Annotated in this window: 26 protein-coding genes and 2 pseudogenes; 24 read left to right on the top strand and 4 right to left on the bottom strand. The window is 42.2% G+C overall.

Features of this window, described 5'->3' with window-relative positions; translation table 11 throughout:
- Nucleotides 1-3: 3 nt before the first annotated feature.
- From ureE to BM278_RS02960, 5 genes are read left to right on the top strand one after another with little or no spacing between them, the layout of a single operon-like run.
- Nucleotides 4-453, top strand: coding sequence for an urease accessory protein UreE (gene ureE, locus BM278_RS02980; RefSeq protein ID WP_090947880.1), 450 nt, complete (start codon nucleotides 4-6; stop codon nucleotides 451-453).
- The gene (locus BM278_RS02975; protein WP_090947928.1) at nucleotides 446-1117 is read left to right on the top strand and encodes an urease accessory protein UreF; all 672 of its coding nucleotides are present in this window, start codon (nucleotides 446-448) and stop codon (nucleotides 1115-1117) included. Before ureE ends, BM278_RS02975 begins: the two co-directional genes overlap by 8 nt.
- Before the next feature lie 25 nt (nucleotides 1118-1142).
- Nucleotides 1143-1757: an urease accessory protein UreG gene (gene ureG, locus BM278_RS02970; protein ID WP_090947879.1), complete on the top strand. Its 615-nt coding sequence runs from the start codon at nucleotides 1143-1145 to the stop codon at nucleotides 1755-1757.
- Nucleotides 1754-2569: an urease accessory protein UreD gene (locus tag BM278_RS02965; RefSeq protein ID WP_090947878.1), complete on the top strand. Its 816-nt coding sequence runs from the start codon at nucleotides 1754-1756 to the stop codon at nucleotides 2567-2569. The genes ureG and BM278_RS02965 overlap by 4 nt, the downstream gene beginning before the upstream one ends.
- Nucleotides 2570-2593: 24 nt before the next feature.
- Nucleotides 2594-3226 carry an urease accessory protein UreH gene (locus BM278_RS02960; protein WP_090947877.1) on the top strand — a complete coding sequence of 211 codons (633 nt, stop codon included), beginning with the start codon at nucleotides 2594-2596 and terminating at the stop codon, nucleotides 3224-3226.
- A 202-nt stretch (nucleotides 3227-3428) separates the two neighbouring features.
- Here BM278_RS02960 and BM278_RS02955 read toward each other — a convergent pair whose 3' ends face one another.
- Nucleotides 3429-3908 carry a GNAT family N-acetyltransferase gene (locus BM278_RS02955; RefSeq protein ID WP_090947876.1) on the bottom strand — a complete coding sequence of 160 codons (480 nt, stop codon included), beginning with the start codon at nucleotides 3906-3908 and terminating at the stop codon, nucleotides 3429-3431.
- Nucleotides 3909-4403: 495 nt separating this feature from the next.
- Here BM278_RS02955 and BM278_RS02950 point away from each other — a divergent pair, with 495 nt between their 5' ends.
- Complete coding sequence (locus BM278_RS02950; protein ID WP_061579562.1) at nucleotides 4404-4964, top strand: sugar O-acetyltransferase; 561 nt, start codon at nucleotides 4404-4406, stop codon at nucleotides 4962-4964.
- A gap of 78 nt (nucleotides 4965-5042) precedes the next feature.
- Here BM278_RS02950 and BM278_RS19120 read toward each other — a convergent pair.
- A pseudogene (locus tag BM278_RS19120) lies at nucleotides 5043-5144 on the bottom strand (cyclase family protein); the annotation flags it as partial.
- Between the two features lie 288 nt (nucleotides 5145-5432).
- Here BM278_RS19120 and BM278_RS02945 point away from each other — a divergent pair.
- Nucleotides 5433-6872, top strand: a complete 1440-nt coding sequence (locus BM278_RS02945; protein WP_090947875.1) for an aldehyde dehydrogenase family protein — start codon at nucleotides 5433-5435, stop codon at nucleotides 6870-6872.
- Between the two features lie 180 nt (nucleotides 6873-7052).
- Nucleotides 7053-7817 (top strand): enoyl-CoA hydratase, encoded by a 765-nt coding sequence (locus BM278_RS02940; RefSeq protein WP_090947874.1) that lies wholly within the window; start codon nucleotides 7053-7055, stop codon nucleotides 7815-7817.
- Between the two features lie 230 nt (nucleotides 7818-8047).
- Here BM278_RS02940 and BM278_RS02935 read toward each other — a convergent pair whose 3' ends face one another.
- Nucleotides 8048-9202 (bottom strand): amidohydrolase, encoded by a 1155-nt coding sequence (locus BM278_RS02935; protein ID WP_090947927.1) that lies wholly within the window; start codon nucleotides 9200-9202, stop codon nucleotides 8048-8050.
- Nucleotides 9203-9433: 231 nt separating this feature from the next.
- Here BM278_RS02935 and BM278_RS02930 point away from each other — a divergent pair, with 231 nt between their 5' ends.
- From BM278_RS02930 to pcp, 9 genes are all read left to right on the top strand, one after another.
- A complete protein-coding gene (locus BM278_RS02930) occupies nucleotides 9434-9880 on the top strand; it encodes an Lrp/AsnC family transcriptional regulator (RefSeq protein ID WP_090947873.1) in 447 nt (148 codons plus the stop codon).
- Between the two features lie 139 nt (nucleotides 9881-10019).
- Nucleotides 10020-10868: a M55 family metallopeptidase gene (locus BM278_RS02925; RefSeq protein WP_090947872.1), complete on the top strand. Its 849-nt coding sequence runs from the start codon at nucleotides 10020-10022 to the stop codon at nucleotides 10866-10868.
- 35 nt (nucleotides 10869-10903) lie between these two features.
- Complete coding sequence (locus BM278_RS02920) at nucleotides 10904-11833, top strand: ABC transporter permease (protein WP_090947871.1); 930 nt, start codon at nucleotides 10904-10906, stop codon at nucleotides 11831-11833.
- Between the two features lie 2 nt (nucleotides 11834-11835).
- Nucleotides 11836-12777: an ABC transporter permease gene (locus BM278_RS02915; protein WP_090947870.1), complete on the top strand. Its 942-nt coding sequence runs from the start codon at nucleotides 11836-11838 to the stop codon at nucleotides 12775-12777.
- Nucleotides 12778-12792: 15 nt separating this feature from the next.
- Nucleotides 12793-13800, top strand: a complete 1008-nt coding sequence (locus BM278_RS02910; protein ID WP_090947869.1) for an ABC transporter ATP-binding protein — start codon at nucleotides 12793-12795, stop codon at nucleotides 13798-13800.
- A 3-nt stretch (nucleotides 13801-13803) separates the two neighbouring features.
- Entirely contained in the window at nucleotides 13804-14763 is a 960-nt protein-coding gene (locus tag BM278_RS02905; RefSeq protein ID WP_090947868.1) for an ABC transporter ATP-binding protein, read from the top strand.
- Nucleotides 14764-14786: 23 nt separating this feature from the next.
- The gene (locus BM278_RS02900; RefSeq protein ID WP_090947867.1) at nucleotides 14787-16406 is read left to right on the top strand and encodes a peptide ABC transporter substrate-binding protein; all 1620 of its coding nucleotides are present in this window, start codon (nucleotides 14787-14789) and stop codon (nucleotides 16404-16406) included.
- 74 nt (nucleotides 16407-16480) lie between these two features.
- The gene (locus BM278_RS02895) at nucleotides 16481-16852 is read left to right on the top strand and encodes a DUF3899 domain-containing protein (RefSeq protein WP_090947866.1); all 372 of its coding nucleotides are present in this window, start codon (nucleotides 16481-16483) and stop codon (nucleotides 16850-16852) included.
- A gap of 31 nt (nucleotides 16853-16883) precedes the next feature.
- On the top strand, nucleotides 16884-17486 hold the full coding sequence (gene pcp, locus BM278_RS02890) for a pyroglutamyl-peptidase I (RefSeq protein WP_090947865.1): 603 nt from the start codon (nucleotides 16884-16886) through the stop codon (nucleotides 17484-17486).
- A 197-nt stretch (nucleotides 17487-17683) separates the two neighbouring features.
- Here the strand turns inward: pcp and BM278_RS02885 are convergent, their stop codons facing one another.
- Entirely contained in the window at nucleotides 17684-18247 is a 564-nt protein-coding gene (locus BM278_RS02885) for a Uma2 family endonuclease (protein WP_090947926.1), read from the bottom strand.
- Nucleotides 18248-18394: 147 nt separating this feature from the next.
- On the opposite strand from BM278_RS02885, the gene BM278_RS18615 reads away from it, so the two are divergent.
- The 7 genes and pseudogenes from BM278_RS18615 to BM278_RS02845 all read left to right on the top strand — a co-directional run bounded on the left by BM278_RS18615 (nucleotide 18395) and on the right by BM278_RS02845 (nucleotide 26038).
- Entirely contained in the window at nucleotides 18395-18565 is a 171-nt protein-coding gene (locus tag BM278_RS18615; protein WP_167359567.1) for a hypothetical protein, read from the top strand.
- An 87-nt stretch (nucleotides 18566-18652) separates the two neighbouring features.
- Nucleotides 18653-19711, top strand: a complete 1059-nt coding sequence (locus BM278_RS02875; protein ID WP_090947863.1) for a nitronate monooxygenase — start codon at nucleotides 18653-18655, stop codon at nucleotides 19709-19711.
- Between the two features lie 367 nt (nucleotides 19712-20078).
- Nucleotides 20079-20766: pseudogene (locus BM278_RS02870) on the top strand (UPF0236 family transposase-like protein).
- A gap of 286 nt (nucleotides 20767-21052) precedes the next feature.
- Nucleotides 21053-22783, top strand: a complete 1731-nt coding sequence (locus BM278_RS02860; protein ID WP_090947925.1) for a cache domain-containing sensor histidine kinase — start codon at nucleotides 21053-21055, stop codon at nucleotides 22781-22783.
- Nucleotides 22783-23571: a response regulator transcription factor gene (locus BM278_RS02855; protein WP_090947862.1), complete on the top strand. Its 789-nt coding sequence runs from the start codon at nucleotides 22783-22785 to the stop codon at nucleotides 23569-23571. The genes BM278_RS02860 and BM278_RS02855 overlap by 1 nt, the downstream gene beginning before the upstream one ends.
- A gap of 111 nt (nucleotides 23572-23682) precedes the next feature.
- Complete coding sequence (locus BM278_RS02850; RefSeq protein WP_090947861.1) at nucleotides 23683-25017, top strand: extracellular solute-binding protein; 1335 nt, start codon at nucleotides 23683-23685, stop codon at nucleotides 25015-25017.
- 154 nt (nucleotides 25018-25171) lie between these two features.
- Nucleotides 25172-26038 carry a carbohydrate ABC transporter permease gene (locus BM278_RS02845; protein WP_090947860.1) on the top strand — a complete coding sequence of 289 codons (867 nt, stop codon included), beginning with the start codon at nucleotides 25172-25174 and terminating at the stop codon, nucleotides 26036-26038.
- Nucleotides 26039-26042 lie beyond the last annotated feature (4 nt).

Genomic DNA, 26042 nt, shown 5'->3' with positions numbered 1-26042 from the left:
AAAATGATTGTCGAAAAAATCGTCGGAAATATTGCAATGTTAGATCGATTGCCTCCGCATATAGAGCGGGTATATTTAAGCAGCGATGATTTAGTTAAACGAATTCAGCGCGTTGTCACCGACCATGGAAGAGAATTAGGGATTCGTTTAAAAGACGCAAAGGAATTAACGGATGGCGATATCTTATGGATGGATGAGAAAAATATGATTGTTGTGAGCGTGCTGCCTGATGATTTGCTTGTCATTCGGCCTACATCAATGAAACAAATGGGAGAAATTGCGCACCAGCTTGGGAATCGCCATCTGCCCGCCCAGTTCGAAGGGGAGGAAATGCTCGTTCAATATGATTACTTAGTAGAAGAGCTGCTAAAACAATTGCATATCCCGTACCAGCGGGAAAAACGAAAAGTAAAGCAAGCGTTTCGTTATATCGGCCATCGCCATGATGGATAAGCTGTTGCCTTTATTGCAGCTCTGTGATTCGAACTTTCCTTCCGGAGCATTTTCCCACTCCTTCGGATTTGAAACATATATTTTCAACGAAAAGATCAATAACGTTGAAACGTTTCGCGATGCGCTCTCTGTTTATATTCAAACGCAACTGACGTATACCGACGGCTTGGCGTGCCGGTTAACGTACGATTTTTTAGAGAAAAAATCAAAAGAAGATGTATGGCGGTTAAATGAAATGCTGGCTGCGCTTTGTTTGGCAAAGGAAACAAGAGAAGGAACGCGGATGATCGGGGAACGAATGTGGAAAATTTGCAAAGCAATCTATCCTTTGGACATATGGAATGACGATGAAAAGAAACAAGGATATATGCATCCTGCTCTTGTTTTCGCGATCGTTTGTTATCATTTGGAAATTCTGAAAGAGACGACGGTTTTATCGTATTTATATACTTCTGTCCAAGCTCTTGTGCAAAATGCGATTCGCGCTATTCCGCTCGGACAGACCGATGGGCAGCGGCTGCTCGTTTCGATACGGCCGCATTTGATCAAAGCGGTGCAGAAGATCGATACGTTAACAGAAGAGGATCTGGGAGCGGCAGTGCCGGGATTGGAAATCGCGCAAATGCAGCATGAACAACTTTCCGTTCGCTTATTTATGTCTTAATTTTTCGAAAGGAGAGAAAATGGAGATGGAACCAGTAAGAATCGGAATCGGCGGACCGGTCGGTGCGGGAAAGACGATGCTTGTCGAAAAGCTCACTCGGGCGTTGTACGGCAAATTCAGCCTAGCGGTGGTCACGAACGATATATATACAAAAGAAGATGCGCAGTTTTTAATAAAACATAGTGTGCTGCCGGAAGATCGGATTATCGGTGTGGAAACGGGGGGATGTCCACACACCGCCATTCGCGAGGATGCTTCGATGAATTTTGCGGCAATTGATGAGCTGAAAGCACGCCATCCTGATGTAGAGATTATTTTCATCGAAAGCGGCGGCGACAATTTGGCCGCCACATTCAGTCCGGAGCTCGTTGATTTCTCTATTTATGTCATTGATGTAGCGCAAGGGGAAAAAATTCCGCGCAAAGGCGGGCAAGGAATGATTAAATCCGACTTGTTAGTTATTAATAAGATCGACCTCGCCCCTTATGTAGGTGCACGTTTAGAAGTGATGGAGCGGGATGCAAAAGCGGCGCGCGGAACAAAACCGGTTATTTTTACCAATTTAAAAGAAGAAATTGGATTAGCGGAAGTAGTGGAGTGGATTCACAAGCAAGTAATGTTGGTAGGGTTGGAAGAATGAGCTGGTCAGGTCTGTTGCGGTGTACGGCCGTAAAGAAAAACGGCCGTACCGTTATTTCCGATTGCTATTATGAGGGAGCGTTGAAGTTGACCCGGCCGATATACCTTCATCCTTCTCAGCCGACGATTTACTTGATTCATGTAGGAGGAGGGTATGTAGACGGAGATCGATATAAGACGGAAATAATGCTGCAAGAAGGAGCGCATCTGATTGCCACCACGCAATCGGCAACGAAAATATATAAAACAGTCAATACGCCAGTACAACAATATACGTCATTTTACCTGGATGATCAAAGCGTGCTCGAATTTTTTCCCGACCCAGTCATTGCTTATGAAAAAGCACAATTTTATCAAGAAACGACCGTTTATATGAAAGAAAGTTCTACATTCATTTATGGTGATATTATTACACCGGGGTGGTCAGAAAGCGGTGAGTTGTTTCGTTACGATTGGATCCGCTCTAAATTAAAGATATATTATGAGGGCAATTTAATGTTATTTGATCATCTCTATTTAGAACCGGGCAAAGGGATTACGGGAATTCTTCAGATGGAAGGATATACTCATCTTGGTTCTCTTTTTGTGATTAGTCCTTTTATTACAAAGGATATTCTTCAAAAATTTGAATGGCTGGCAACGCGTTTTCCTGTTTCTGCTCACCTTGGGTGGTCTATCCCTATGATTCCGGGATTGATTGTTCGTGTTTTAGCTCACGAAACGCATGTGATTGAAACGATTTTTCAAATGATTCATCAGTTTATTCGCGAAGAATGTTTTCAAGAGGAACCTATTTTTCTGCGAAAGTACTAAAAAAGATAAGGAGATGGAGTGCTGGTGAGTGCCATATTGCCGGTTTTGCTTTTTGGATTTGTCTTGGGTATCAAACATGCAACCGAACCGGATCATGTCATTGCTGTATCCACCATTGCCAGCCGAACAAATAAGCTTTCTCTTTCGTCGCTCGCAGGGGTTTTTTGGGGGATCGGCCATACCGTAACCCTATTTGTCATTGGCATGGTTATGATAGGGATGGAACAACAAATACCAGAAACCACAGCAATGTGGCTGGAACTAGTCGTTGGAGTGATGATCGTCATCTTAGGGGGTGCAAGTTTTCGCTCGACTTATACAATTCCTGCTAAAAAGGAAGTGAAGATAAACCACCTTCATTTAAAGTCGACATTCATTGGTATTGTTCATGGACTAGCTGGCAGTGCCGGAATGGTACTTTTAACGTTAACAACCGTTGATAATCGATTTCAGGCACTGCTATTTATACTTATATTTGGCATGGGAACGATCATTGGCATGATGTTATTTACTACTTTTCTAGGGCTGCCGTTTATCTGGATGAAACAGAAGCAAACGATTTATCAGTTCATTGTAAAAGTAGTTTCGCTAGTTAGTATAGTATATGGTTTATACTATGTGTATCACATTGGTATAGAAGAAGGACTGTTATTTTAAACATATGCACCATCCCCGTCTTTCAAAGGAGAGAAGGGGATGGTTTTTGTTATCGTGGCTAAAATACAAACATAAACGGGTGTTTTTCGCAAATCGCAATATCATGAAATATATATTCCATTTCGAAATAGGCGAGATCAATTTTTGTGTAGAAGAAGGATGATGGTAGACATTTAGAAACGTCACTACTTTCATCCGTTATTTACAGTAGTTGTTTGACAAGCAACAGCTCATCCCGGATCGGAATGCCATCTGGGCTAACGTGCGGAATGCTCGGTTTAATTTGTCTTGCTTTTTCTACGGCATTTGGGAAGACTTTGACAATCTGGTAGCCTCGTTTTTGATAAAAGCGCAAAGCGTGCAAATTATCGTTCGTCGTGATTAAGCGGACCGTGCTACATCCATGCTGCTCGGCGAATGCTTCCGCTTGTTGCAAAAGAGCACTGCCGACTCCTTGGTTTTCGATTACACTGTCTAGCGAAACGATCTCGCATTCTTCCACGTTGATCATATAAGTAATGAGGCCCACTATTTTTCCGCTGCCTTGGACCGCGGCAAAACCGTCCAGCTCGCTGCAATCATACACTCCCGTCGAAACGACCATTTGCGGGCTTTCCCAATGATTGATAAAAAATTGTTGTACTTTTATGCGGTCTAGATGATGGGTAGGGATAATGTTCATGCTCCTGACACTCCTTGTTGTAATTTGTACTTAATTTTATCATACAGGAGATAAGGTATCTTTGTTTCTTCATGTCTCTGATAGAGGCCTGATGTGAGTGATTGCAATGCGTGAAACAATGGTCCAGTGCGACAAAATATTTGCAGGATGGCGCTAGTGATAAAGAAGAACGTGTTTTTTCCTATACAATATATAAGGGCGACACACCATTTCACGGGAATATATGTTCTGTTTGATAATGGAAACGAAAACACGGTTTAAGACGACATGATTTTAAGACGACGGCAGGCGAAATCGGTGCAGGATTTTAAAGGCGAAGCGCCGAATAGAGAATGAACGGTGTTAACTTGCCATATGCCATTCATTTGAGGCGTTGTGCATGGATGCGGACATATACTGCAGCGTCATCTGTTTGTCATTAGCAATGGGCGCTGGCAAGAAGCACTTGAAGTGATGACAGCAATTAGATCTGTGGTAGAAAATGGAGGTATATCAATGAAAACAGAAAAAGAGAAAATGTTAAATGGCGAACTGTACAACCCGGCAGATCCCCAATTAGTAAAAGAGCGGGAACGCGCGAGACGACTAACTCGTTTATATAACCAAACTTTAGAAAACGAATACGAAAAACGAACGGAACTTTTAAAAGAACTGTTTGGTTCGACGGGAAACAATCTGCATATTGAACCGAATTTTCGTTGCGATTATGGCTATAACATTCACGTCGGTGAAAACTTTTATATGAATTTTGATTGTGTCATTTTGGATGTATGTGAAGTGAGGATCGGCGATAATTGCTTTATCGGTCCTGGCGTGCACATATATACAGCTATGCATCCGTTACATCCGCAGGAAAGAAATTCAGGGCTGGAATACGGAATGCCGGTGAGCATCGGTAATAATGTATGGATCGGCGGGAGAGCTGTGATCAACCCTGGCGTGAAAATAGGCGACAATGTCGTGATAGCTTCCGGTGCTGTAGTTACAAAAGATGTACCGGATCATGTTGTAGTTGCCGGAAATCCTGCAAAGATAATAAAACAAATTGAAATGTGAACCTCTCATCACTAAAGCCATGAGAGGTTCATAGACTTCCTTCACCAATGAACAAAACATTTTTTCGCGGGTTTAATATCATGAATCCAATTCCACCGCTACCGCTCTCACCGGCGAGCCGTCACATTCCGGCAAATAAAGGGGAAGCGCGATAATATACGGGTCAGTAAAATCAATTTTTACATAAACCTAATCAGATGGAGTTTAGTCTATGTTTTAGTGACATGCGCTTTTGCAATGTTTTAAAACTAGGGTTTGGTCCGAACGAAAACAAAAATTTTTATAGATGAGAGGGCGCCTGCGATGAAGATAAATATATTTTTTCCTATAATTATATTTAGGAGGTGGAGCGCTTCACATCGGGGGATGAGAGAATGACTAAAGCAATGTTTAAAGTGTGTGGAAATGGTTACACGGCAATTGGCAAAGGATCACAGAGCAAAAACATGAAGGAAGGAAGAGAACGAGATGAAAACAGCTGTTGATAAAAAGAAATTGTACATTAACGGTGAGTGGGTCGAAGCGAAATCATATACAACGCTGACCTCTCCATACTCCGGCGAGGCGTTAGCGGAAATTCCTGCAGCGACGGAAGAGGAAGTCGAACAGGCAATTTCCGCAGCGTATGAAGCGAGAAAAGAAATGGCTAGCATGCCAGCACATAAGCGTGCGGAGATTTTAGAAAAAGTGGCTGCACAGCTGCAAGAGCGTACGGAAGAAGCAGCGAGAATCATTGCGCTCGAAGCGGCAAAGCCAATCACCACGGCAAAAGGAGAAATAGCACGGACGGTTCAAACGTATAAATTTGCCGCGGAAGAAGCAAAACGAATTCACGGAGAAACGATTCCTCTCGATGCGGCGCCGGGCGGGGAAAACCGCGTCGCATTCACCATCAGAGAACCGATTGGGGTCATTGGTGCGATTACACCGTTTAATTTCCCGATGAACTTGGTGGCACATAAGCTCGGTCCAGCCTTTGCCTCGGGCAATACGGTCGTGTTAAAGCCAGCCAGCCAAACGCCGCTTTCCGCCTACTTTATCGCCGAGCTGTTTGAAAAAGCAGGACTTCCAAAAGGGGCGTTAAACGTCGTAACGGGAAGCGGCAGAACAGTAGGCGATAAAATTGTCACCGATCCGCGCATCAGCATGATCACTTTTACTGGCAGTCCGGAAGTTGGAATCGGCATCCGCAACAAAGCGGGATTGAAGCGGGTGACGCTCGAACTTGGTTCCAACTCCGCAGTCATAGTTGATGAACAAGTCGATGTGGATCGCATTATTCCGCGCTGCGTGTTTGGTGCGTTTTCATTCCAAGGTCAAGTATGTATTTCGCTTCAGCGCATTTACGTGCATGAAAAGCGGTATGAGGAGTTTGTCGAAAAATTTATTGCCGCTGCGAAGCAATTGAAAGTGGGCGATCCATTGGATCCAAACACGGATGTCTCAGCAATGATTACTCCAAAAGACGTCGATCGGGCGCTTGCATGGATCGAGGAGGCCAAACAAGGCGGAGCAACCGTCGCGCTTGGTGGCGAACGGGACGGAAACATTCTGCTTCCAACTGTTATTTTAGACGCAACACCAACGATGAAAGTATCGTGCCAAGAAGTGTTCGCGCCGCTCGTCCTTATTAACCGCGTTCGTTCGATCGAAGAGGCGATTGAGCTCGTCAACGACTCTCGCTACGGATTGCAAGCAGGTGTTTATACGGATAACGTGCATATCGCCTGGGAAGCAGTGGAAAAATTGCATGTCGGCGGTGTGCTCATTAACGACATCCCGACATTCCGTGTTGACCATATGCCATACGGCGGCGTGAAAGAAAGCGGAATTGGCCGCGAAGGGCTTCGTTATGCGATTGAAGAGATGACAGAACTAAAACTAGTCATTTTTAATAAAAACAAATAAACGCTGAAAGGACTGGCGAAGTGGCCAGTCCCCTTTTTTTGAGAGATGTGGGGAATCGGTTCTACATCAAGCGTTGCAACATAGGAATTTGATGCATGTGTTTTTTCATCAAAAAACAGGAATTTGGCGGGTATATGGGGAAATGAATAAAAGAATAATGGCCAAACAAGGGGGATGGACATGGAAACTGTCGTTCTTTCGTTTTCAGGTAATGTGGCGGTATTGGAGCTGAGCCGCCCGGATTCGTTAAACGCGATGAATGAACAAATGTTAAAGGAGTTGCTCGAAGCGCTGCGGCAAATTGAACAAAGCGATGCACTGATCGTTCTCATTCGCGGAAAAGGAAGAGGATTTTCCGCCGGAGGCGATATTAAAACGATGTTAAGTGTAGACGATCCAGAAAAATTTCCTGAGATCATGAACACCATTCAAGAAGTGATTATGACGTTATACAGCATGCCAAAAATCGTCGTTTCTGTCGTCCATGGACCAGCGGCGGGATTGGGACTAAGTTTTGCGCTAGCTAGCGACTACGTTATTGCGACAAAAGCGGCGCGACTGGCGATGAACTTTATCGGCATCGGACTGATTCCAGATGGAGGCGGACATTTTCTTTTGGCGAAGCGAGTCGGGCAAGTCAAGGCGAAGCATATCATTTGGGAAGGAAAACTGATGAACGCTGAAGAAGCATACGAACTCGGCATTGTCGACATAGTTGTTGACGATGAAGCTAAAGCTGAGGAAAAAGTCGCTGAATGGCAAGCAAAACCGCTGCAGGCGATGATCGCGACAAAGAAGTTGTACGTCAATTTGACAAAAGATGAATTGTTAAAGGTGCTTCAGCTCGAAACAGAGGCACAGCAAAAAATGCGACAAACGGAAGATCATCGCGAAGGAGTGCGCGCCTTTTTAGAAAAACGGAAGCCGAAGTTTCAGGGAAAATAAACGAAAATGCCAAACGGCTCTCGCCTAAGAAAATTTTTTAGGCCAGAGCCGTTTTCGGTGGAAAATAAGACTAGAGCAGAATCGGTCAATTTTTTACGGAAAAGACCTTCTAAATCGATTTGAAATCCCTTAAGCACCGTGGATCTGGTTACTCCTTTTTTTCTTCAACGCATACAAAGATATTGCACCAAAGATGTTGGATATCCACCATTTCCTCATTAGGTATGGAATTAATCTTTTTGAAACACAATGCGGCCATTAATCATGGTCATTTCTACATTTTGCCGCAAATCGAATGGATCGCCGCTCCAAATGACAATGTCCGCATCTTTCCCGACTTCCACCGAGCCGACACGATCTTCTATACCTAGATGCTTTGCGGCATTTAATGTAATCGCCTGAAGGGCAAGAGACTCTTCTAATCCATGTTTGACCGCGAGAATCGCGCTCGTCATTAAATGTTCAATACCGACAACAGGGTGGTCAGTGGTAATCGAAAAAGACACTCCGGCGTCACGTAAAGCAAGCAGTGTATGCCAACTTTTATCGGCAAGCTCGACTTTTGAACGGGTAGACATGGTTGGACCGACAGATACCCGTATTTTGCTTTCGGCAATATAATTGGCAATATGATGTCCTTCAGTGCAATGCTCAATCGTATAATCAAATCCAAATTCCTTCGCCAGACGAATCACGGTCATAATGTCATCCGCACGGTGTGCATGAACGCGCAGCGGTATTTCCTTTTTTAATACTTTTGCTAGATTTTCCATTTTTAGGTCACGATCGACTTCTTTTCCACTCTCTATTTTTTGCAGATACGTTTGTGCTTGAATAAACTGCTCGCGAAACAGCGCGGCAATTCCCATTCTTGTTGTTGGGAGTTTTCCTTTGTCTCCATAGACTCGTTTTGGATTTTCTCCAAAAGCGGCTTTCATTCCTGATGGATTTCTCACAACCATTTCATCAACGGTTTGCCCTGCCGTTTTGATCACCACCATTTCTCCGCCAATGACGTTAGCGCTTCCCGGCATCACTTGCACAGTGGTTACTCCCGCTCTTCTTGCATCATCAAATCCTTTATCTCTTGGATTAATTCCATCAATCGCTCTAACGTGGGGAGTAGCTGGAGAGCTGATTTCATTAAAGTCATGTCCTTCTTTTCCAATGCCTTCTTCATGGATGCCAAGATGGGTATGAACGTCAATCAATCCAGGTGTAATAAATTTTCCAGATGCATCAATAGTCTCAGCATGATCAAACAGAGACGGATCTTGTAGTTTTGTTGTGACTCCCTTAATTTTCCCATCTTCTATTACAATGGAAGCATTTTCGATTTTTTGCCCGTTCCCTACTAACAATGTTCCGCCATGAATAACAATCATCATCGATAATCTCTCCTTTTATAAAAAAATTTTTTCTATAAAAAAATTTTTTTCTAATAAGTATAAAAAATGCTATTGAATTTTTAAATAATTGTAATTATAATAAAAAATCAAACAGTCCTAATTAAGATAATAAATTATATTTTTTGTATTGTAAATCGGTAGTTAAGTTCAATTTTAATAACTTTTTAAAATACAAAAATAAAAAAATAGTATAGAAAAGGGGTAATTATGAAGTACGATATCGACGAGCTAGATAGACAGATTATTAAGTTACTCTCTAATGATGGAAGAATGTCGTTTACGGAAATTGCTAACAAATTGAATGTCACAGAAAAAACAGTCCGCACAAGATATAAAAATCTTATTGATCATGGCATTCTCGAAGTAGTCGGAGTAGTCAACCCGATTGCATTAGGAATTCGAGCAGGAGCCATCATTCAATTAAAAGTGGAGCCGCAAAAATTGTCCGATGTCATTGATCGATTAAAAGAAATGAAAGAGGTCCGCTATATTACGTTAACCTCTGGATGTTATCAGCTTTTAATCCAAATCGCGGTTCCGAGTCAAGATGAAATTACAGATGTAGTAAAGACGCTAAATAACATTCAAGGAATTATTGAAATGAATACCATTATACAACTAGAGGTGTATAAAAATACGTTTGATTACATTTAATATCGTGTTAGACATGGTCATTCTCTCACGAAAGTCATTGATTGAAGAGATTGGAAAACAACGATAGTAAACGCTTGTTCTAACGTTTAATGGGCATCCAACTTTTTAATTAAATATTAAGTAAAGAGGTGTGAATACTATGAAAATTTTTATCTCAGCGGATATGGAAGGAATTTCAGGAGTTGCGACTAACCAGCAGCTAAAAACAAATAGCGAGTACCAGCGGTTCCGTAAGCTTATGACGCAAGACGTGAATGCAGCCATTGAGGGAGCGTTTCTTGGAGGAGCAACGGAAGTGGTAGTTGCCGATGGGCATGGAAACATGTCTAACATTCTCATTGAAGAGTTGGATCCACGAGCCCGGCTTATTTCCGGGAGCAATCGAGTCATGTGCCAGCTTGAAGGTCTTGACGACAGTTTTGACGGCATTATGTTTGTCGGCCACCATGGGCGTGAGAATGGTTCGGAAAGAACGGTCATCAGCCACAGTTTAGCGGGAATTTGTGTGAACGAAATAAAGATCAACGGCCGCGTTGTGGGCGAAACGGAGATGAATGCGTTCGTAGCTGGTTATTACGACGTTCCTGCCATTTTTATTTCAGGAGACGATGCGTATGTCAATGAAGTCCGCAAAACGTTGCCACATGTCGAAGCGGCGGTAGTAAAACGCGGGATTGATCGTTTTGCGGCAGAATTGCTCCATCCTGTCAAAGCACATGAGTTGATTAAGGAAAAAGCAAAAAAGGCCGTACAAAAAGCAAAGCAATGTCCGCCGTTGAAAATCGAAGGGCCTGTCACATTCCAAATTGAATTTAAAGGGCCAAACCAAGCAACGATGACGACAACACTTCCAACGGTTAAATTAATAGGGCCTCGGACCATTACATTTACGTGTGATGATATTGTCACCGCTTATAAGCATATGTGGGGATGTGTCATCATTGCGATGACGGCGACGAATGGAGTATTAGGCCATGTGAATGCTTAATGATCCGTGAAACACTCAAAGAAGGAGGGATGGGCATGTACATTGTCAAGCGCTTGTTGACAATGATTGTTACGATTTGGCTCATTGCTACGTTGACATTTATTATCATGAAATCTATTCCTGGCGATCCGTTTGCTTCAGATGCCAACGTATTGCCGGAGGAAGTATTGCAAAATATTCGAGCGAAATATAACTTGGATAAACCGTTGCCTGTCCAATATGTGCTATATATGAAAAACTTATTAACCTTTGATTTAGGGCCATCGATTCAATCGGAAACAAGAGATGTCAATACATTGATTGCTGATGGGTTCCCTGTTTCTGCCGTTCTCGGATTGCAATCGTTGGTGATTGCGCTTCTGTTTGGAATATTGTTAGGCATTATCGCCGCGTTAAATCACAATAGATTGCTTGATCGACTAGCCATGTTTTTGGCGATTATCGGTATTTCCGTTCCTAGTTTTATTTTAGCGCCTTTGCTAATCAAATATTTTGCAGTTGAATGGAAATTATTACCTGTAGCATCTTGGGGAACATGGGCTCATTCGATTTTGCCATCGATCGCTTTAGCCACTACCCCAATGGCGGTCATCGCCCGTTTTATGCGTTCTAGCATGCTGGAAGTAATGCAGCAAAATTATATCAAAACGGCGGAAGCAAAAGGACTGTCTCCTGCAACCATTGTTATTAAGCATGGTATCCGAAATGCGATTTTGCCAGTCATTACATTTATTGGTCCATTATTTGCGGTTTTAATTACAGGCACCTTTGTGATCGAGAAAATTTTTGCTATACCAGGGCTTGGAAAATATTTTGTCGACAGCATTTTTAACCGTGACTATCCCGTTATTTTAGGAACGACTGTGTTTTTTAGCACGATTCTAGTCATTACGTTGTTTCTTGTCGACATTTCTTACCGTTTGATTGATCCGAGAATTAAGTTAACGAGTAATAAGGGGGACTAAGCATGATTTCACAAAAAGAAGATGCTTTATTTCGCCCCATTGATCGCAGCAGGCTTGCGTCTGACGTCATTGAAAGACCAAGTCTCAGCTTTGGGAAACAGGTCCTTATCAACATTGTAAAAAATAAAATGGCGATGCTGGGAGCGATTCTTTTATTAGCGATTGTCATTATGGCGATTGTCGGTCCCCATCTAGTTCCATACAGCTATTCTGATCAGAATTTGGCGAATGGCAGCCAACCTCCTTCTAGCAAGCATTGGTTCGGAACAGATGATTTAGGAAGGGATATGTGGTCGCGTACTTGGTATGGGGCGCGTATATCGCTGACCGTCGGGCTCGTCGCTGCGTTGATCGATTTAGTGATAGGAGTTCTTGTGGGCGGAATATCAGGATATATGGCAGGACGAGGAAAACTTGGGGATCGCATTGACAATATTTTAATGAGGATTGTGGAAATACTGTACGGCATTCCGTATCTATTAGTTGTGATTTTGCTCATGGTCATTATGGAACCGGGATTATGGACGATCATTATTGCACTTTCGATTACAGGATGGGTAGGAATGGCCCGAATTATTAGAGGCCAAATCCTCCAGCTAAAGCAGCAAGAGTATGTGATGGCAGCACAAAAATTGGGAACGTCACATGCGAAAATCATTTTCCGCCATTTGTTGCCTAATGCATTAGGAATTATTATTGTCAATTTAACCTTTACGATTCCCCAAGCCATCTTTGCTGAATCGTTTTTAAGTTTTTTAGGATTAGGTGTACAAGCTCCGTTTGCAAGCTGGGGAACGATGGCAAATGACGCTTTAGGCGTTATTTTAAACGGTCAATGGTGGAGGTTATTTTTCCCAGGATTTATGATCGCTTTGACGATGTTTGCCTTTAACGTATTTGGGGACGGATTACAAGATGCGTTAGATCCAAGAACTAGAAAATAGGAGGTGATTGTCTCCATGAGCCATTTGTTAGAAGTAGAGCATCTAAAAGTGACATTCCCAACATATGGCGGCGAAGTTCAGGCGGTTCGCGATGTTTCGTTTTATGTCGATCAAGGGGAAGTTGTCGCTATTGTCGGGGAAAGCGGAAGCGGCAAGACGGTAACCGTTCAAACGATTATGGGATTAATTCCCGCGAAAAACATTAAGGATGGAAACGTTCGCTTTAACGGAAAAGAGATTTTGCATTTGTCGAAAAAGGAAATGCGAAAATTAAAAGGTTCAGAAATAGGAATGGTTTTCCAAGACCCGATGACATCATTAAATCCGACAATGAAAATCGGAAAACAGATTGCAGAAGGGATACGGAAACATCAAAAACTGTCGAAAGCGGAAGCGAAGCAAAAGGCGATTGAATTGTTGCGTCTAGTAGGAATCCCTAATGCGGAAGAAAGGTATCATCAATATCCCCATGAATTTAGCGGGGGAATGAGGCAGAGAGTAGTGATTGCCATTGCTTTAGCGTGTAATCCGAAACTGCTCATTGCCGATGAGCCGACAACGGCGCTGGATGTGACGATTCAAGCGCAAATTCTTGATTTGATGAAAGAGTTGCAAAAAAAGATGGGAATGTCGATTATTTTAATTACGCATGACCTAGGTGTAGTGGCTGAAATGGCGCAACGGGTCATCGTCATGTATGGCGGAACCGTGGTGGAAACGGGCACCGTTTTCGATATATTCGAAAATCCGAAACATCCGTATACGTGGGGGCTATTGCGCTCCATTCCAAACTTGCATGACAAAGAGAAGAAACGTCTAGTGCCGATAGAGGGCTCCCCTCCGGATCTTTTTTCGCCGCCAAAAGGATGCCCATTTGCCCCGCGTTGCCCATATGCGATGGAAATTTGTGTAGAAAAAAACCCGACACCATTCCATATTTCTAATGGGCATACAGCAAATTGCTGGTTGAATGACCCTAGAGCTCCCAAAGTGGAAGCGTTCATTGCAGAAGGGAGGGAGTAATGGATGTCTGAGGAGATTCTTCAAGTAGAAAATGTAAAAAAGTATTTTAAAATCGGCCCTAATCAAACCGTGAAATCAGTAGACGGTATTTCCTTCGCCATCCGCAGAGGAGAAACGTTCGGATTGGTTGGCGAGAGTGGAAGCGGAAAATCGACATTAGGAAAAACGATTGTTGGTCTTTATCCTGCCACTTCGGGCAAGATTCGCTTCGACGGCCATGAATTGGGGAATTTAGACAGACAGACGCAGCGAAAATTGAATCGAGAAATGCAGATGATTTTCCAAGACCCGCATGCATCATTAAATCCGCGAATGAGAGTGGGCGACATTATTGCGGAAGGGATTGATGCCCATCATTTAGCAAAAGGAAAAGAAAGACAAGAATTAGTGTATCACCTTCTTGAAAGAGTAGGATTGCGTCCTGAACATGCAGAGCGATTCCCTCACGAATTTAGCGGGGGACAAAGACAGCGGATCGGCATCGCGCGCGCATTGGCGGTAAAACCGAAATTTATCGTCGCCGATGAGCCGATCTCCGCTTTAGACGTTTCGATTCAAGCGCAAGTAGTTAACTTGCTTGATGATTTAAAACAAGAAGAAGACTTGACTTATTTGTTTATTGCGCATGACCTTGGAATGGTAAAACATATTAGCGATCGGATAGGGGTGATGTATCTTGGAAAAATGATGGAAATTGCAGAAAGCTCCGATTTATTTGAAGAACCGTTGCATCCTTATACGCAAGCGCTTTTGTCGGCAATTCCGATCCCAAATCCAAGACTGGCTAGGAAAAGGGAAAGAATCGTTCTTTCAGGAGATCCACCTAGTCCTGTTCATCCTCCAAGCGGCTGTAGATTTCGCACGAGATGTCCATATGCAACGGACATTTGTTCCAAAGTGGAGCCAGCTTGGAAAGAAGTAAAGAAAAACCATTGGACAGCTTGCCATTTGTATAATCAATAAACCATTCAAAGGGGGATAAAAACATGAAAAAAGCTTTTGCAAGTATATTCGCATTACTATTATTAGTTTCCGCCGTGTTGACTGGCTGCGGAAGCAAGGAAAATGCCGAAGACGGGGCAGCCAAAAATATTAAGCAAGAAATTACGTTAAACGCGATGAGCGAACCTCCAAGCTTAGACCCTGCTATCGCATCGGATACAACATCAGGATGGGTGATTGATCACTTGTTTGAAGGACTGTACACGAAAAATCAAAAAGGGGAACCTGTATTAGGAGCCGCAAGTGATGTAAAAGTATCTGAAGATGGAAAAACTTATACGTTTACGATTCGCGATGATGCAAAATGGTCTGATGGCGATCCGGTGACAGCCCAAGATTTTGAATATGCTTGGAAACGCGTGCTCGATCCGAAGACAGGAAGCCCATTTGCTTTTTACATGTACTACATTAAAGGAGCCGAAGAATATAACAAAGGAAAAGGAAGCGCCGATCAGGTAGGGGTTAAAGCATTAGATGATAAAACATTGCAAGTGGAGCTTAAGTCGCCGTTAGGCTATTTTGACAAGCTATTAACGATGTGGACGTTTTATCCAGTGAAAAAATCGCTCGTCGAATCGAATCCAAAATGGGCTGCCGAAGCAAAAGGATATGTAAGCAACGGAGCTTACCGATTGACTGAGTGGAAACATAACAGCGAAGTAGTGATTGAAAAGAACCAACACTACTGGAACAAAGACACGATCAATATGGAAAAAGTAACATGGAAGATGGTCAATGATGCGACGACATATTATCAAATGTACAAAACAGGAGAGCTCGATTTAATTGCAACATTGCCTACAGATGCGATTGAACAAGAAAAAAATAATAAAGAATACAAAGTCGTTCCGTACTTTGGAACTTATATGTTCATGTTTAACGTAGATAAAGAGCCGTTCAATAACGCAAAAATCCGCCGTGCATTTGCCATGGCCATCGATCGCAAAGCAATTGTAGAAAACATCACGAAATCAGGAGAAAAGCCAGCGTATGCGTTTGTTCCATATGGGGCGAACACTCCAGATGGTGATTTCCGCGAAGTAGGCGGCGCGTACTTTGAAGAAAATGTTAAAGAAGCGAAAAAATTATTGCAAGAAGGAATGAAAGAAGAAGGTTGGAGCAAGCTTCCAGAAGTTACTTTAATTTATAATACGGCCGAAAACCATAAAAAAATTGCTGAAGCAGTTCAAGAAATGCTAAAAAGAAATCTTGGCGTGAAAATTAAGCTGGCCAACCAAGAATGGAAAACATATTTGGAAACAACGGATCAGTCGAATTTCCAACTGGCGCGTATGGGTTGGGTAGGAATTTTTGTCGATCCAACTGTTATTTTAGACTTCTACTTAGGCGATAGCCCGAACAATCGCACTAACTGGGTAAACAAACAATTTGATGATTTGATGGCTCAGGCGAAAGTAGAGCAAGATGATAAAAAACGCTATGAACTTCTCCATGAAGCAGAAAAAGTCTTGATGACAGATATGCCATTTATCCCTGTTTATTTCTACTCGCAAAACTACTTGACGTCGCCGAAATTCAAAGGCATTGTGTATCCTGTCAACCGTTATCCGGATGTACGCTGGGCGAAAAAAATCGCTGAATAATTGATGAAAAAGGGAAGAATTATTTTCTTGGAAGATAATTCTTCCCTTTCACCTCATAAAGGGGAGATAGTAATATGCTGCTGTATTTCAGCGCCATTTTTTGCACTGCCGTTGTTTTGCTGCTGACGAAAATGATATATGGGGTGAATACGCTTACTTTCATTAATCAATGTTTTTTATATGGACTCACTATATTGGCGGTTGGGGCATGCATTTTTGTTTACCAAACAGGGTTCTTCCATTTTTTCTTCAAAGGATTTCGGCAAATGTATCAGTTGATTGTGCCTAAACCAAAAATGTTAATTCGTGAAGAAGAAAGGCTGGCTAATGATGCGTGGCTGAAAGAATGGAGAAGCCGAACGCTTAGTAATGCCAAAAAAATTCTGCTAGGCATTGGCACAGGTTCTATATGCATGTCTTTGACTTATTTATTTTTCTACTATTAAATAAAAAGAATTTCAGGAGGCAAAGGAGAAAATGAAAAAACTTTTATTGACAGGTTTTGTTCCGTTTTTAGAATTTCCTATTAATCCGACGGAACGAATTGCCAAAAATCTCGATGAAAAAATCATTGGAGATTATCAAGTTTATGGGCGTATTCTTCCGGTTGACTTTGCGGAATCTGCGGCAAAATGCTTGGAATACTTGGAACAGATCCAACCAGATGTAGTGATTTCCCTTGGGCTCGCGGCAGGGCGTACAAAAATTACTCCAGAACGAATTGCTATTAATTGTAAAGACGGGGGTCCTGATAATCGGGGGATGCAGGCGCAAGACGAGCGGATTGTCGAGGATGGACCAGCAGCCTATTTTTCGACATTGCCGATCCGCCGTTTTGTCAATGTTTTAAATGAAAAAGGATACCCTGCGCAAATTTCCAATACAGCGGGAACCTATTTATGCAACAATGTGATGTATTCCGTTTTGCATAAAGTGCAGAGCGAAAACATGCCTGTAAAAGCTGGGTTTGTTCATCTTCCTGCTTCGCACGAATTAGCCATTCAGAAACCAACTCTCCCAAGCTGGTCGCAAGAAGACTTGCAAAAAGCGGTGATATGCATGATCGAAGCATTAGATTAGTTCACCATCTAAAAAACAGGAGTTTTTAAAGGGTCAAGTCCTGATTATTGTGTAAAATTTCGCTCTTGGTCCAGCGAATTTAGACATTAGGAAAATTAAACAGCTTTTTGCCGTTTCTTTTTACACAAAACCTAGGATTTCATCTTTTAAAGCGGATAGTAGCACAAAAAAACCGGCCAGATGTTAAGGTCGGTTTTTCATTTGAAAAGATCTTCTAAGTTGATGTGAAATCCCTTTAGCACTTCAGATCGAGCGATTCCTTTTTCCTTCAGCGCGTCCAGCTGTTGATATTGCCCTTCATCGTTTAGGGAATAAATTTGCACGATGTTTAACATTGGATTGACGATCCAGTATTCATTTACGCCATATTGCATATATAAGTTCAGTTTAAAAACGAGATCGTGCGATTGATTAGAAGGGCTTAATATTTCGACAATGAGTGTTGGCACTCCGACAAATTTATTTTCCAGCAATCCGTTTTTATCGCATATTACCGATAAATCAGGAACCACTATTTTCGTTCCTTCCATTTTATCGTTTTTTAGTTCGATGTCAAAAGGCGCGTGGAACACTTCGCAATCTTTTCCTTCTAAAAAATTGAATAATTTGGCGTGAAGCCTTCCGGAAACTCGTTGATGTCTCGTAGAAGGAGATGGCGATAGAAAAACGACACCGTCCACATATTCTAATATCCTCTCTGTATTTTCTCTCATTTTGTAAAATTCTTCGAGAGAGATAAAATTTTTTTTCGGCAGGCTCACAAATAACATCCTCCCTCTTTTGTTTTCGCTTCTTGTTTATATTATAAACGACGATTATTCGTTTTCATTATGTTTCCGGAACTGGCACTGATTTTTCAAAAATATGGCCGCAAAAACAATTTATCAGCATACATGGTGTGGAAACGGATGAAGTCTATTAAGCATGGATCACTGGAAAACTGCCGCTTTTTTTATATAGCTTCCGGAACTGAATCGATGAAGCTAGGGATGATGGAAAAAGAAACGGCACAAAGTGGTTTTATTTTCCGGGAACATAAGCTTGGGAGTTTAGGACTTGGTTTATTGTCTTGGACCTAACGAAATTTAATTATTTTTTTTGCAGGAATTTTGCGTGCATTTTTGGAAGATTTTATATGAATCACTTTATGGAGAAAGGTGAGGAAAGTGCTCAATACCATTTCTGTTCCAATTATTCAAGCGCCGATGGCTGGAGGTGTTTCCACTCCAGCGCTGGCTGCGGCTGTATCGAATGCAGGAGGGCTTGGTTTTTTGGCAGGCGGTTATAAAAAAGCGGAAGAAATGCGCAAAGAAATTGCCGCGGTTCGGGAGCTGACTGATAAGCTGTTTGGCGTTAACGTTTTTGTCCCAAGCGAAGAAGACGTAGACGAGAAAGCGCTGCTTCGTTATCGGCAAGTGTTGGAGAAAGAAGCGGAACGATTCGGCGTGCAGCTTGGGGAGGCGAAATGGGATGATGATGATTGGGAAGCAAAGCTCGCTGTTTTGTATGAAGAAAAAGTTCCAGTAGTAAGCTTTACGTTTGGCTGTCCTTCGCCTGACATCATCGCAAAATTGAAAGACAACGGTTCATTTGTCATTGTGACTGTGACATCAACGGAAGAAGCGTTGATCGCCAAACAGGCGGGGGCGAACGCATTATGTGTGCAAGGGCCGGAGGCGGGGGGACATCGAGCGTCATTTCGCAATAACGCCGCTTCCCATGAAAACGCCAGCTTGCTTGTTTTATTGCAACAAATTCGCGAAGCGGTCGATATTCCGTTGATTGCCGCCGGAGGAATTATGAGCGGGCGAGATATCGCCGCGGTGCTTGCCGCGGGGGCGTGCGCCGCTCAGTTAGGCACGGCGTTTTTGCGCTGCCCGGAAAGCGGGGCCAATCCGCTTCATAAAAACGCATTAGTCGATCCGAATTTTCAATCTACCGCTGTCACCCGCGCGTTTACAGGGCGCCCTGCCCGCGGATTGGTGAACCGCTTCATGCTCGAATATGATAAGCTGGCCCCTGCGGCATACCCGCACGTTCACCATATGACCAAGCAGCTTCGCAAAGCGGCTGCTCAGGCAAACGATCCGCAGGCGATGTCATTATGGGCCGGGCAAGGATACCGCTTGGCGAAAGACATGCCGGCGGGGGAGATTGTAAGGTTGTTGGTGGAGGAGGTCTGGGAAACGATAGAGCAGATAAATGGATTCATAACATATGATTAAAAAGCTCATGCTATCAAATGTTATCTACGGTTGTTTAAAAGAGATCACGAAAAAGTTGAAAGCATTTCGAAATTAACATTCATTCTATATGCGCCAGCACGCATCGTGCCGGCGCATTGCTATGTCAAGCGATGGACGGTTCTATTTTTTAAGAAAGTAGATTCATCACCAAAAGTGTGAGTAAAATTTTTGTGGGAGAAATTCCTAGAATTCCCTGATGAGGGGTTGGGGACATATGTTCGCAATCTCTCTCATCGGGGCCACCAAGCGAAGCCGCGGTAGGATCCGAAGTCCAAAACATGAAAAAGGACTCTCTCCCTATTATGATAATGATTGACCAAAACACCCAAACAGGAGGAGAGAGTCCATGAAGATTCAACAACATCTTGCGACAAATTCGTTGGCATGGAAAGAGATCGAACTTGATTTGTTTCGAGCCTTGCAAAACTCCTTCACCGAGTTGTTTAAGGCTCTGTTGGAGGACATCGACCGGCAATTGGCAGAGAATCGGGACAAACGGCGCACCACGCTTCAAACTCTTTTTGGCGAAATCGCCATCGAACGCAACTACTATCTAGACCGAGAACAAAACCGTTACACGTTTTTGTTTGACTCTTTTCTAGCGTTTGATGGATCACAGTCAATCAGCCCTTGTCTAGAAGAAACGGCGGTGGGATTGGCGGTGGCGTGCTCTTCTTATCGCAAAGCGGCTCGTACGCTTGCCTAGATGGTCGGGTATCCGGTGATGAGCCAGCTGGCGTTATCGGGTGAAATACCGCCGCAGTTGGACAGACAAGGGACTCGGGGCGTTTTTCAAGGCAATGATTGCCCGGATGGATGGGATTCGTCTTTTCGGACGTCATTTAGGAGAAGAACTGTCGCATCCGGCAGAGGAAACGGTGTCGACGGCATCTACCAAACAGACGATCGTGAACAAGGCGAAACAACATGTCCGCCGTCTTTGGCCGGAGATCACGCGGAATAACGTGCCATATTTACAGCAATCGTCCGGGACACCGATCTATCATGCCCTGTCTGAACTCAAGGGAGGGTAAAAAAGGTATACATATTCGTCTGTCATGGCAAGGGATGAGAGTCCGAAAGCGCTTACGCACGAAATTCAAAAAAATGGTTCGCTAACCTATGACTTACACCTGTTTTCAGCGAACCAAAAAAGTTCCCACAAAGTCTTGACTCGATCATCTTTGTTTGTATTATATACAAACAATAAAAAAATGATTATACTATATATCAAGAAAGGGGATGTATGATAATATCGTCAAAAAAGAATATTGTTTCGATCAGATTTTCAAACAATTATTCAGAAAGGTATGTAACGCGATGCTCAGCTATATAAAAAAATGGAATACATTGCGCAATCAAATATTAGTAATCTTCTTATTTGTTATGGTTATTGTCTTGTCCATTGTCAGTATGATTACGCTTAGGCAAGTATCGTTGCTGATTAAAAATAATGCCGAAGCTCAAATTAGACAGACAGCGGCCGAGGCAAGCGGGCGAATTGATTCGTTATTCGAGCAATTGAATACAGCAACAAAGTTTATTATGACGAACCGTGAAGTTCAAAGATTATTTGAACGAATGCATGTAGGGGAGAAGGTGACGTTTCGGGAATTGCAAAGGTTGAAAAGTGTGGTGAATAATATTCAAGCGAACTCCGAAGGGATTTATTCAGTAGAATTATATACGGAAGATTTGAAGCAAGTGTTTCCGCTAAACGATTCGAGCAAGATGTTCCAGCGTGTCAACGTAAAATGGATTTATGAGGCCGACAGAGCGAAAGGCAGGCTCGTTTGGATAGGGGAAGATCCAAAAAACGATAGCTTTTATTTAGCGATCAGAAGGATCGTCTTGATGGAGCATAATTTTGACAATGCAGGGTATTTATTGGTCCGGATTAATAAAACGTACTTTTCCATTACCGAGGTGAATACGCAGCAATATTTATTTGTGTTAGATAGCGAATTGAAGCCGATTTTTTCTAACTTTCCTAAACCTATAGATGTTCTTTCCTTAAAGAATCAATCGACCACCATGATCAATCAGACTGAATATATGGTGACGAAGAAATCTTCCAATAAAGGATTTACCGTTTTTATATTAACTCCTGTTAGCGCTCTCACAAAAGGAATGAACAGCATTCGTCTCGGGATCATTTTAGCTGGCATGATTGGCCTTTTGATTTACTTTTTGTGTTCTTTATTCCTTTCGAATATCATTACGAGGCCGATTATCAATTTGACCAAGACGATGCGACTTGCCAATGAAGGATTATTAGCCATTAATCCAAAAGTTGTCACCGTCAATGAAATCAATGAACTGAACAGTACTTATAACCAATTGGTTAGGGAAACGAACCATCTTATAAAAATGGTGTACCAAAAAGAAATTATTCGCAGCCAAAGCGAGTTAAAAGCGTTGCAAGCACAAATCAATCCTCATTTCTTATACAATACGTTGGAATCGTTACGCTGGTCATTGGAGGAAGCGGGGGAAGAAGACTTAGCGGACGTCGTCGTATCCATGTCGAACTTATTTCGCTACACGATTAGCAGAAATTCGAATGACGACTGGGTCACATTGAGAGAGGAGTTTTGTCATATTGAAAATTATATGGAAATTATCAAATTTCGGTTTGGCGAGCGGATCAAATGGCGCTTGCGGTTGCCACAAGCGCTAGAGAATGTAAAAATCCCTAAGCTTTTAATTCAACCATTAGTAGAGAATGCAGTCGTACATGGCTCGGAAAATCAATTAGCTTCTTGCACCATTACTGTAGCGGTCGAGCCGATTTCGGATCATTACCTTCAAATCATTGTAGAAGATGACGGGGTCGGGATGGACGAGGAACAGCTGCGGGCGGTCAAAATGGCTATGGATACCGGTGATATTATTTCGAAAAAAGGAAAAGGAATGGCTCTATACAATGTGAAAAAACGTCTTCAACTTTATTATAAGGGAGAAATGAGCGATAGTATTACGATTTGCAGCTATAAAAACAAAGGAACGAGAGTAATCATTAAAATTCCAGTTGACGGAGGTGAACAATAATGTATAACAAAACGATTTTGATCGTGGATGATGAGCCAAGAGCGAGGGAAGGAATTAAAAGGTTGCTAGAAAAGTGGGCTTCTGGACAACATCGAATTATAACGGCTTCCAACGGCAAAGAGGCGTTAACGATTTTACAACATGAAAAGGTGCATGTATTATTGACCGATATTCGAATGCCGGAAATCACCGGTCTTGAAGTGTTAGAAAAGATGAAAGAAGATGTTTCCCCGGTTGTGATTATCATTTCAGCCTATCCTGATTTTGATTATGCACAAAAAGCGATCGGTCTTGGAGTATTGAATTATTTGCTAAAGCCCGTTAAAAAAAGTGAACTCATTGAAACGGTGGAAAAAGCCGTACAAGTTTCCAATAAGAAAGAGAGGGAAAAAGTAATCGAAAAAGTGGTCGATGATAAGCTAATAAACGCTCTTGATCAATATTATCCAACTCGTGAACCGATTCGCGAAGCTATTCAGTTTATTGACCAGCATTTAAAGGAAGAGATATCGTTAAAAGATGTAGCAGACCATATTCATTTGAACCCAAGTTATTTTAGCACGCTGTTTAAAGAACAGGTAAAACTGACATTCAGCGAATATCTCACAAGAAGAAGAATGCAAAGAGCGAAAGAATTATTAATTACAACGAAGATGACCGTATCGGAAATTGCCGAAGCATGTGGATACAAAACAACGAAATATTTTATTCAGCTGTTTAAAGAAATGGAAGGGGAGACGCCGAACAGCTATCGAAAACGACAAACTAAAGAGTTTTCAATTATCTAAAAATACTGGTATTTTTCCTGATGGTTGTTACCTTTTTTTCCCTCCACTCTAATGATAGACTGTATTCGTAACCAAATTGACCAATATAGGATTAAAAAGGGGGTAAAGATAGTGAAAAAGAAAGCGCTATCATATTTGGTCTTATTAACTCTTGTGATTGGTTTGGCATTGTCTGGTTGTTCTTCGTCCGACAAATCGGCCAGCGAAGGCAAATCGGGAGATGGGAAAATCCATTTGAAGTTTATGCACGATTGGCCAAAAGGAAGCTCGACCGCTTACTACAGTCTTGTAGACGAAATTATTAAAGACTATGAAGCTAAAAATCCAAATGTTGTAATTGATGTGGAGGTACTAAACCCTGATCAATATCGCGATAAATTAAAAGTGTTGGCTGCTTCGAATGAATTGCCAGATGTTGGGTTAACTTGGTCCAACGGTTTTGCCGAGCCATATGCGACTGGAGGACAGTTCGCTCCGTTAGATGACATTATTGAAAAAGAGTTTAAAGACCAGTTTGTACCTGGTACGGTCGAATCGTATTCGTTTAATGGCAAATCGTATGCATTGCCAATGGAAATGAACATTACGTACATCTTTTACAACAAAGAAATTTTTAAAAAGTATAATCTCGAAGTACCAAAAACATTTGAGGATTTGAAAAAGATAGGGAAAACGTTGATTAAAAATGGTGTCATCCCGGCAACGGTCGGATCGAAAGATGGGTGGCCAGCCTCGATGTGGTTCATGTATCTTGCAGATCGAATTGGCGGTCCGACGATTTTGACCGATGTCATTAAAGGAAAAGTAAAAATGTCTGATCCGGCGATTGTGAAAGCAGCGAAAGAAATTCAAAACCTTGTTGATATGGGATTTTTTGTGAAAGGGAATACGGCATTTTCAAATGATGATGCGAAAGGTTATTTCTTAAACGAAAAAGCAGCGATGTTCTTAACGGCTACGTGGGAATTGCCGAACTTTACGACAAGCCCTGACGTTCCGCAAGAATTTAAAGAGAAAGTCGGTTATTTTAAATTCCCGATTTATGAAGGTGGAAAAGGAACAGATATCAACAGCTATGTTGGCGGTCCGGGATTAGGCGCGTTTGTCGCGGAAAACTCGAAACATAAAGAACAAGCGAAAGATTTCGCTGCCTATCTTGTGAAAGAGTGGGGCAAACGTTCGGTGGAAGAAGCAGGCATTCTTCCGGCTACAAAAGTCAATACAGAAGGCTTAAACGTGCCGAAAATGTACCTAGATGTATTAAATGACATTAACAATGCAACAAACATTACGACTTGGTTTGATACCCAAGCCAGCCCGAACGTTTCCGAGCTGCACCACGATTTGATCACCGCTCTGTTTGGTAAGCAAATTACTCCAGAAGAATTTGCGAAACAGCATGATGAGGCTCTTGCTGAAGAAGCGAAAAAAAATAAACAACCGTGAGCAAATTTTTGCTCGCCGCCCAAGGATGAACATCACGGTTCATGGACGAATGATGTTCACAAAAAACAAGCAGAAAGTTGAATCTTTGATTAGGGGGCATAGATGTGCGAGAGATGCCCCCTAATTTGTAACCGAGAAGGGGGCTATTAGCCACATGAAAAATGTTATGTCAAATAAAATCGTTATTGCTCTGTATGTACTCCCTGCTCTTTTTCTCGTACTGTTCCTCATCTATATCCCAATTGTATTAACAGGTTATTATGGTTTAATGGATTGGGATGGAGTAGGCCAAATGAAGTTCATCGGATTGGAAAACTATAAGAAGCTCATCCATGACAAGCTGTTTTGGAAAAGTACATGGCATTCCGTCTTGCTGGCGCTATTTTCTGTTCTCAGCCTAGTTGGATATTTAATTGTATCGTTAGTATTAGCTAGCAAAATCAAAGGGGCCAATATATTTCGCAAAATTTACATTATACCAATGCTAATGTCGTCTGTAGCCATTGCCCAACTTTGGGTCAAAATTTTTGATCCGATGAACGGGTTAATTAATAGTGTGTTAACAATGCTAGGAATGAAAAATACTCCGCTATGGTTGGCAGATCCTAATATGGCGCTGTATGCGATTTTTGTTCCCATTGTTTGGCAGTATGCGGGGTTTTATATCATTATCATTTATGCGGCATTAATCAACGTTCCCCAAGAACTCATTGAAGCAGCGCGAATTGATGGCGCGAATGCGTTTCAAATTGCCTATAAAATTAAGGTACCTCTCATTTCCGGAGTGCTGAAAGTATTGATCATTTTGGCCGTTGTCGGTTCCTTGAAATATTTCGACCTCATTTACGTAATGACGGGGGGAGGACCGGGGGATGCGACCGAAGTAATCGCCTCCTATATGTATAAAGAAGCGTTCGGAAAGTTTAATTTCGGATACGGAAGCGCTATCGGTTTCGGATTATTGATTATCAGTATGGGAACAACATGGATCATTCAAAAACTGCTCAACACGAATAAATAAAAGG

This window comes from Parageobacillus thermantarcticus, assembly GCF_900111865.1.
Classification (GTDB): domain Bacteria; phylum Bacillota; class Bacilli; order Bacillales; family Anoxybacillaceae; genus Parageobacillus; species Parageobacillus thermantarcticus.
Note: the sequence above shows the minus strand (reverse complement) of the source record. Positions and strands in the feature narration are given on the sequence as shown.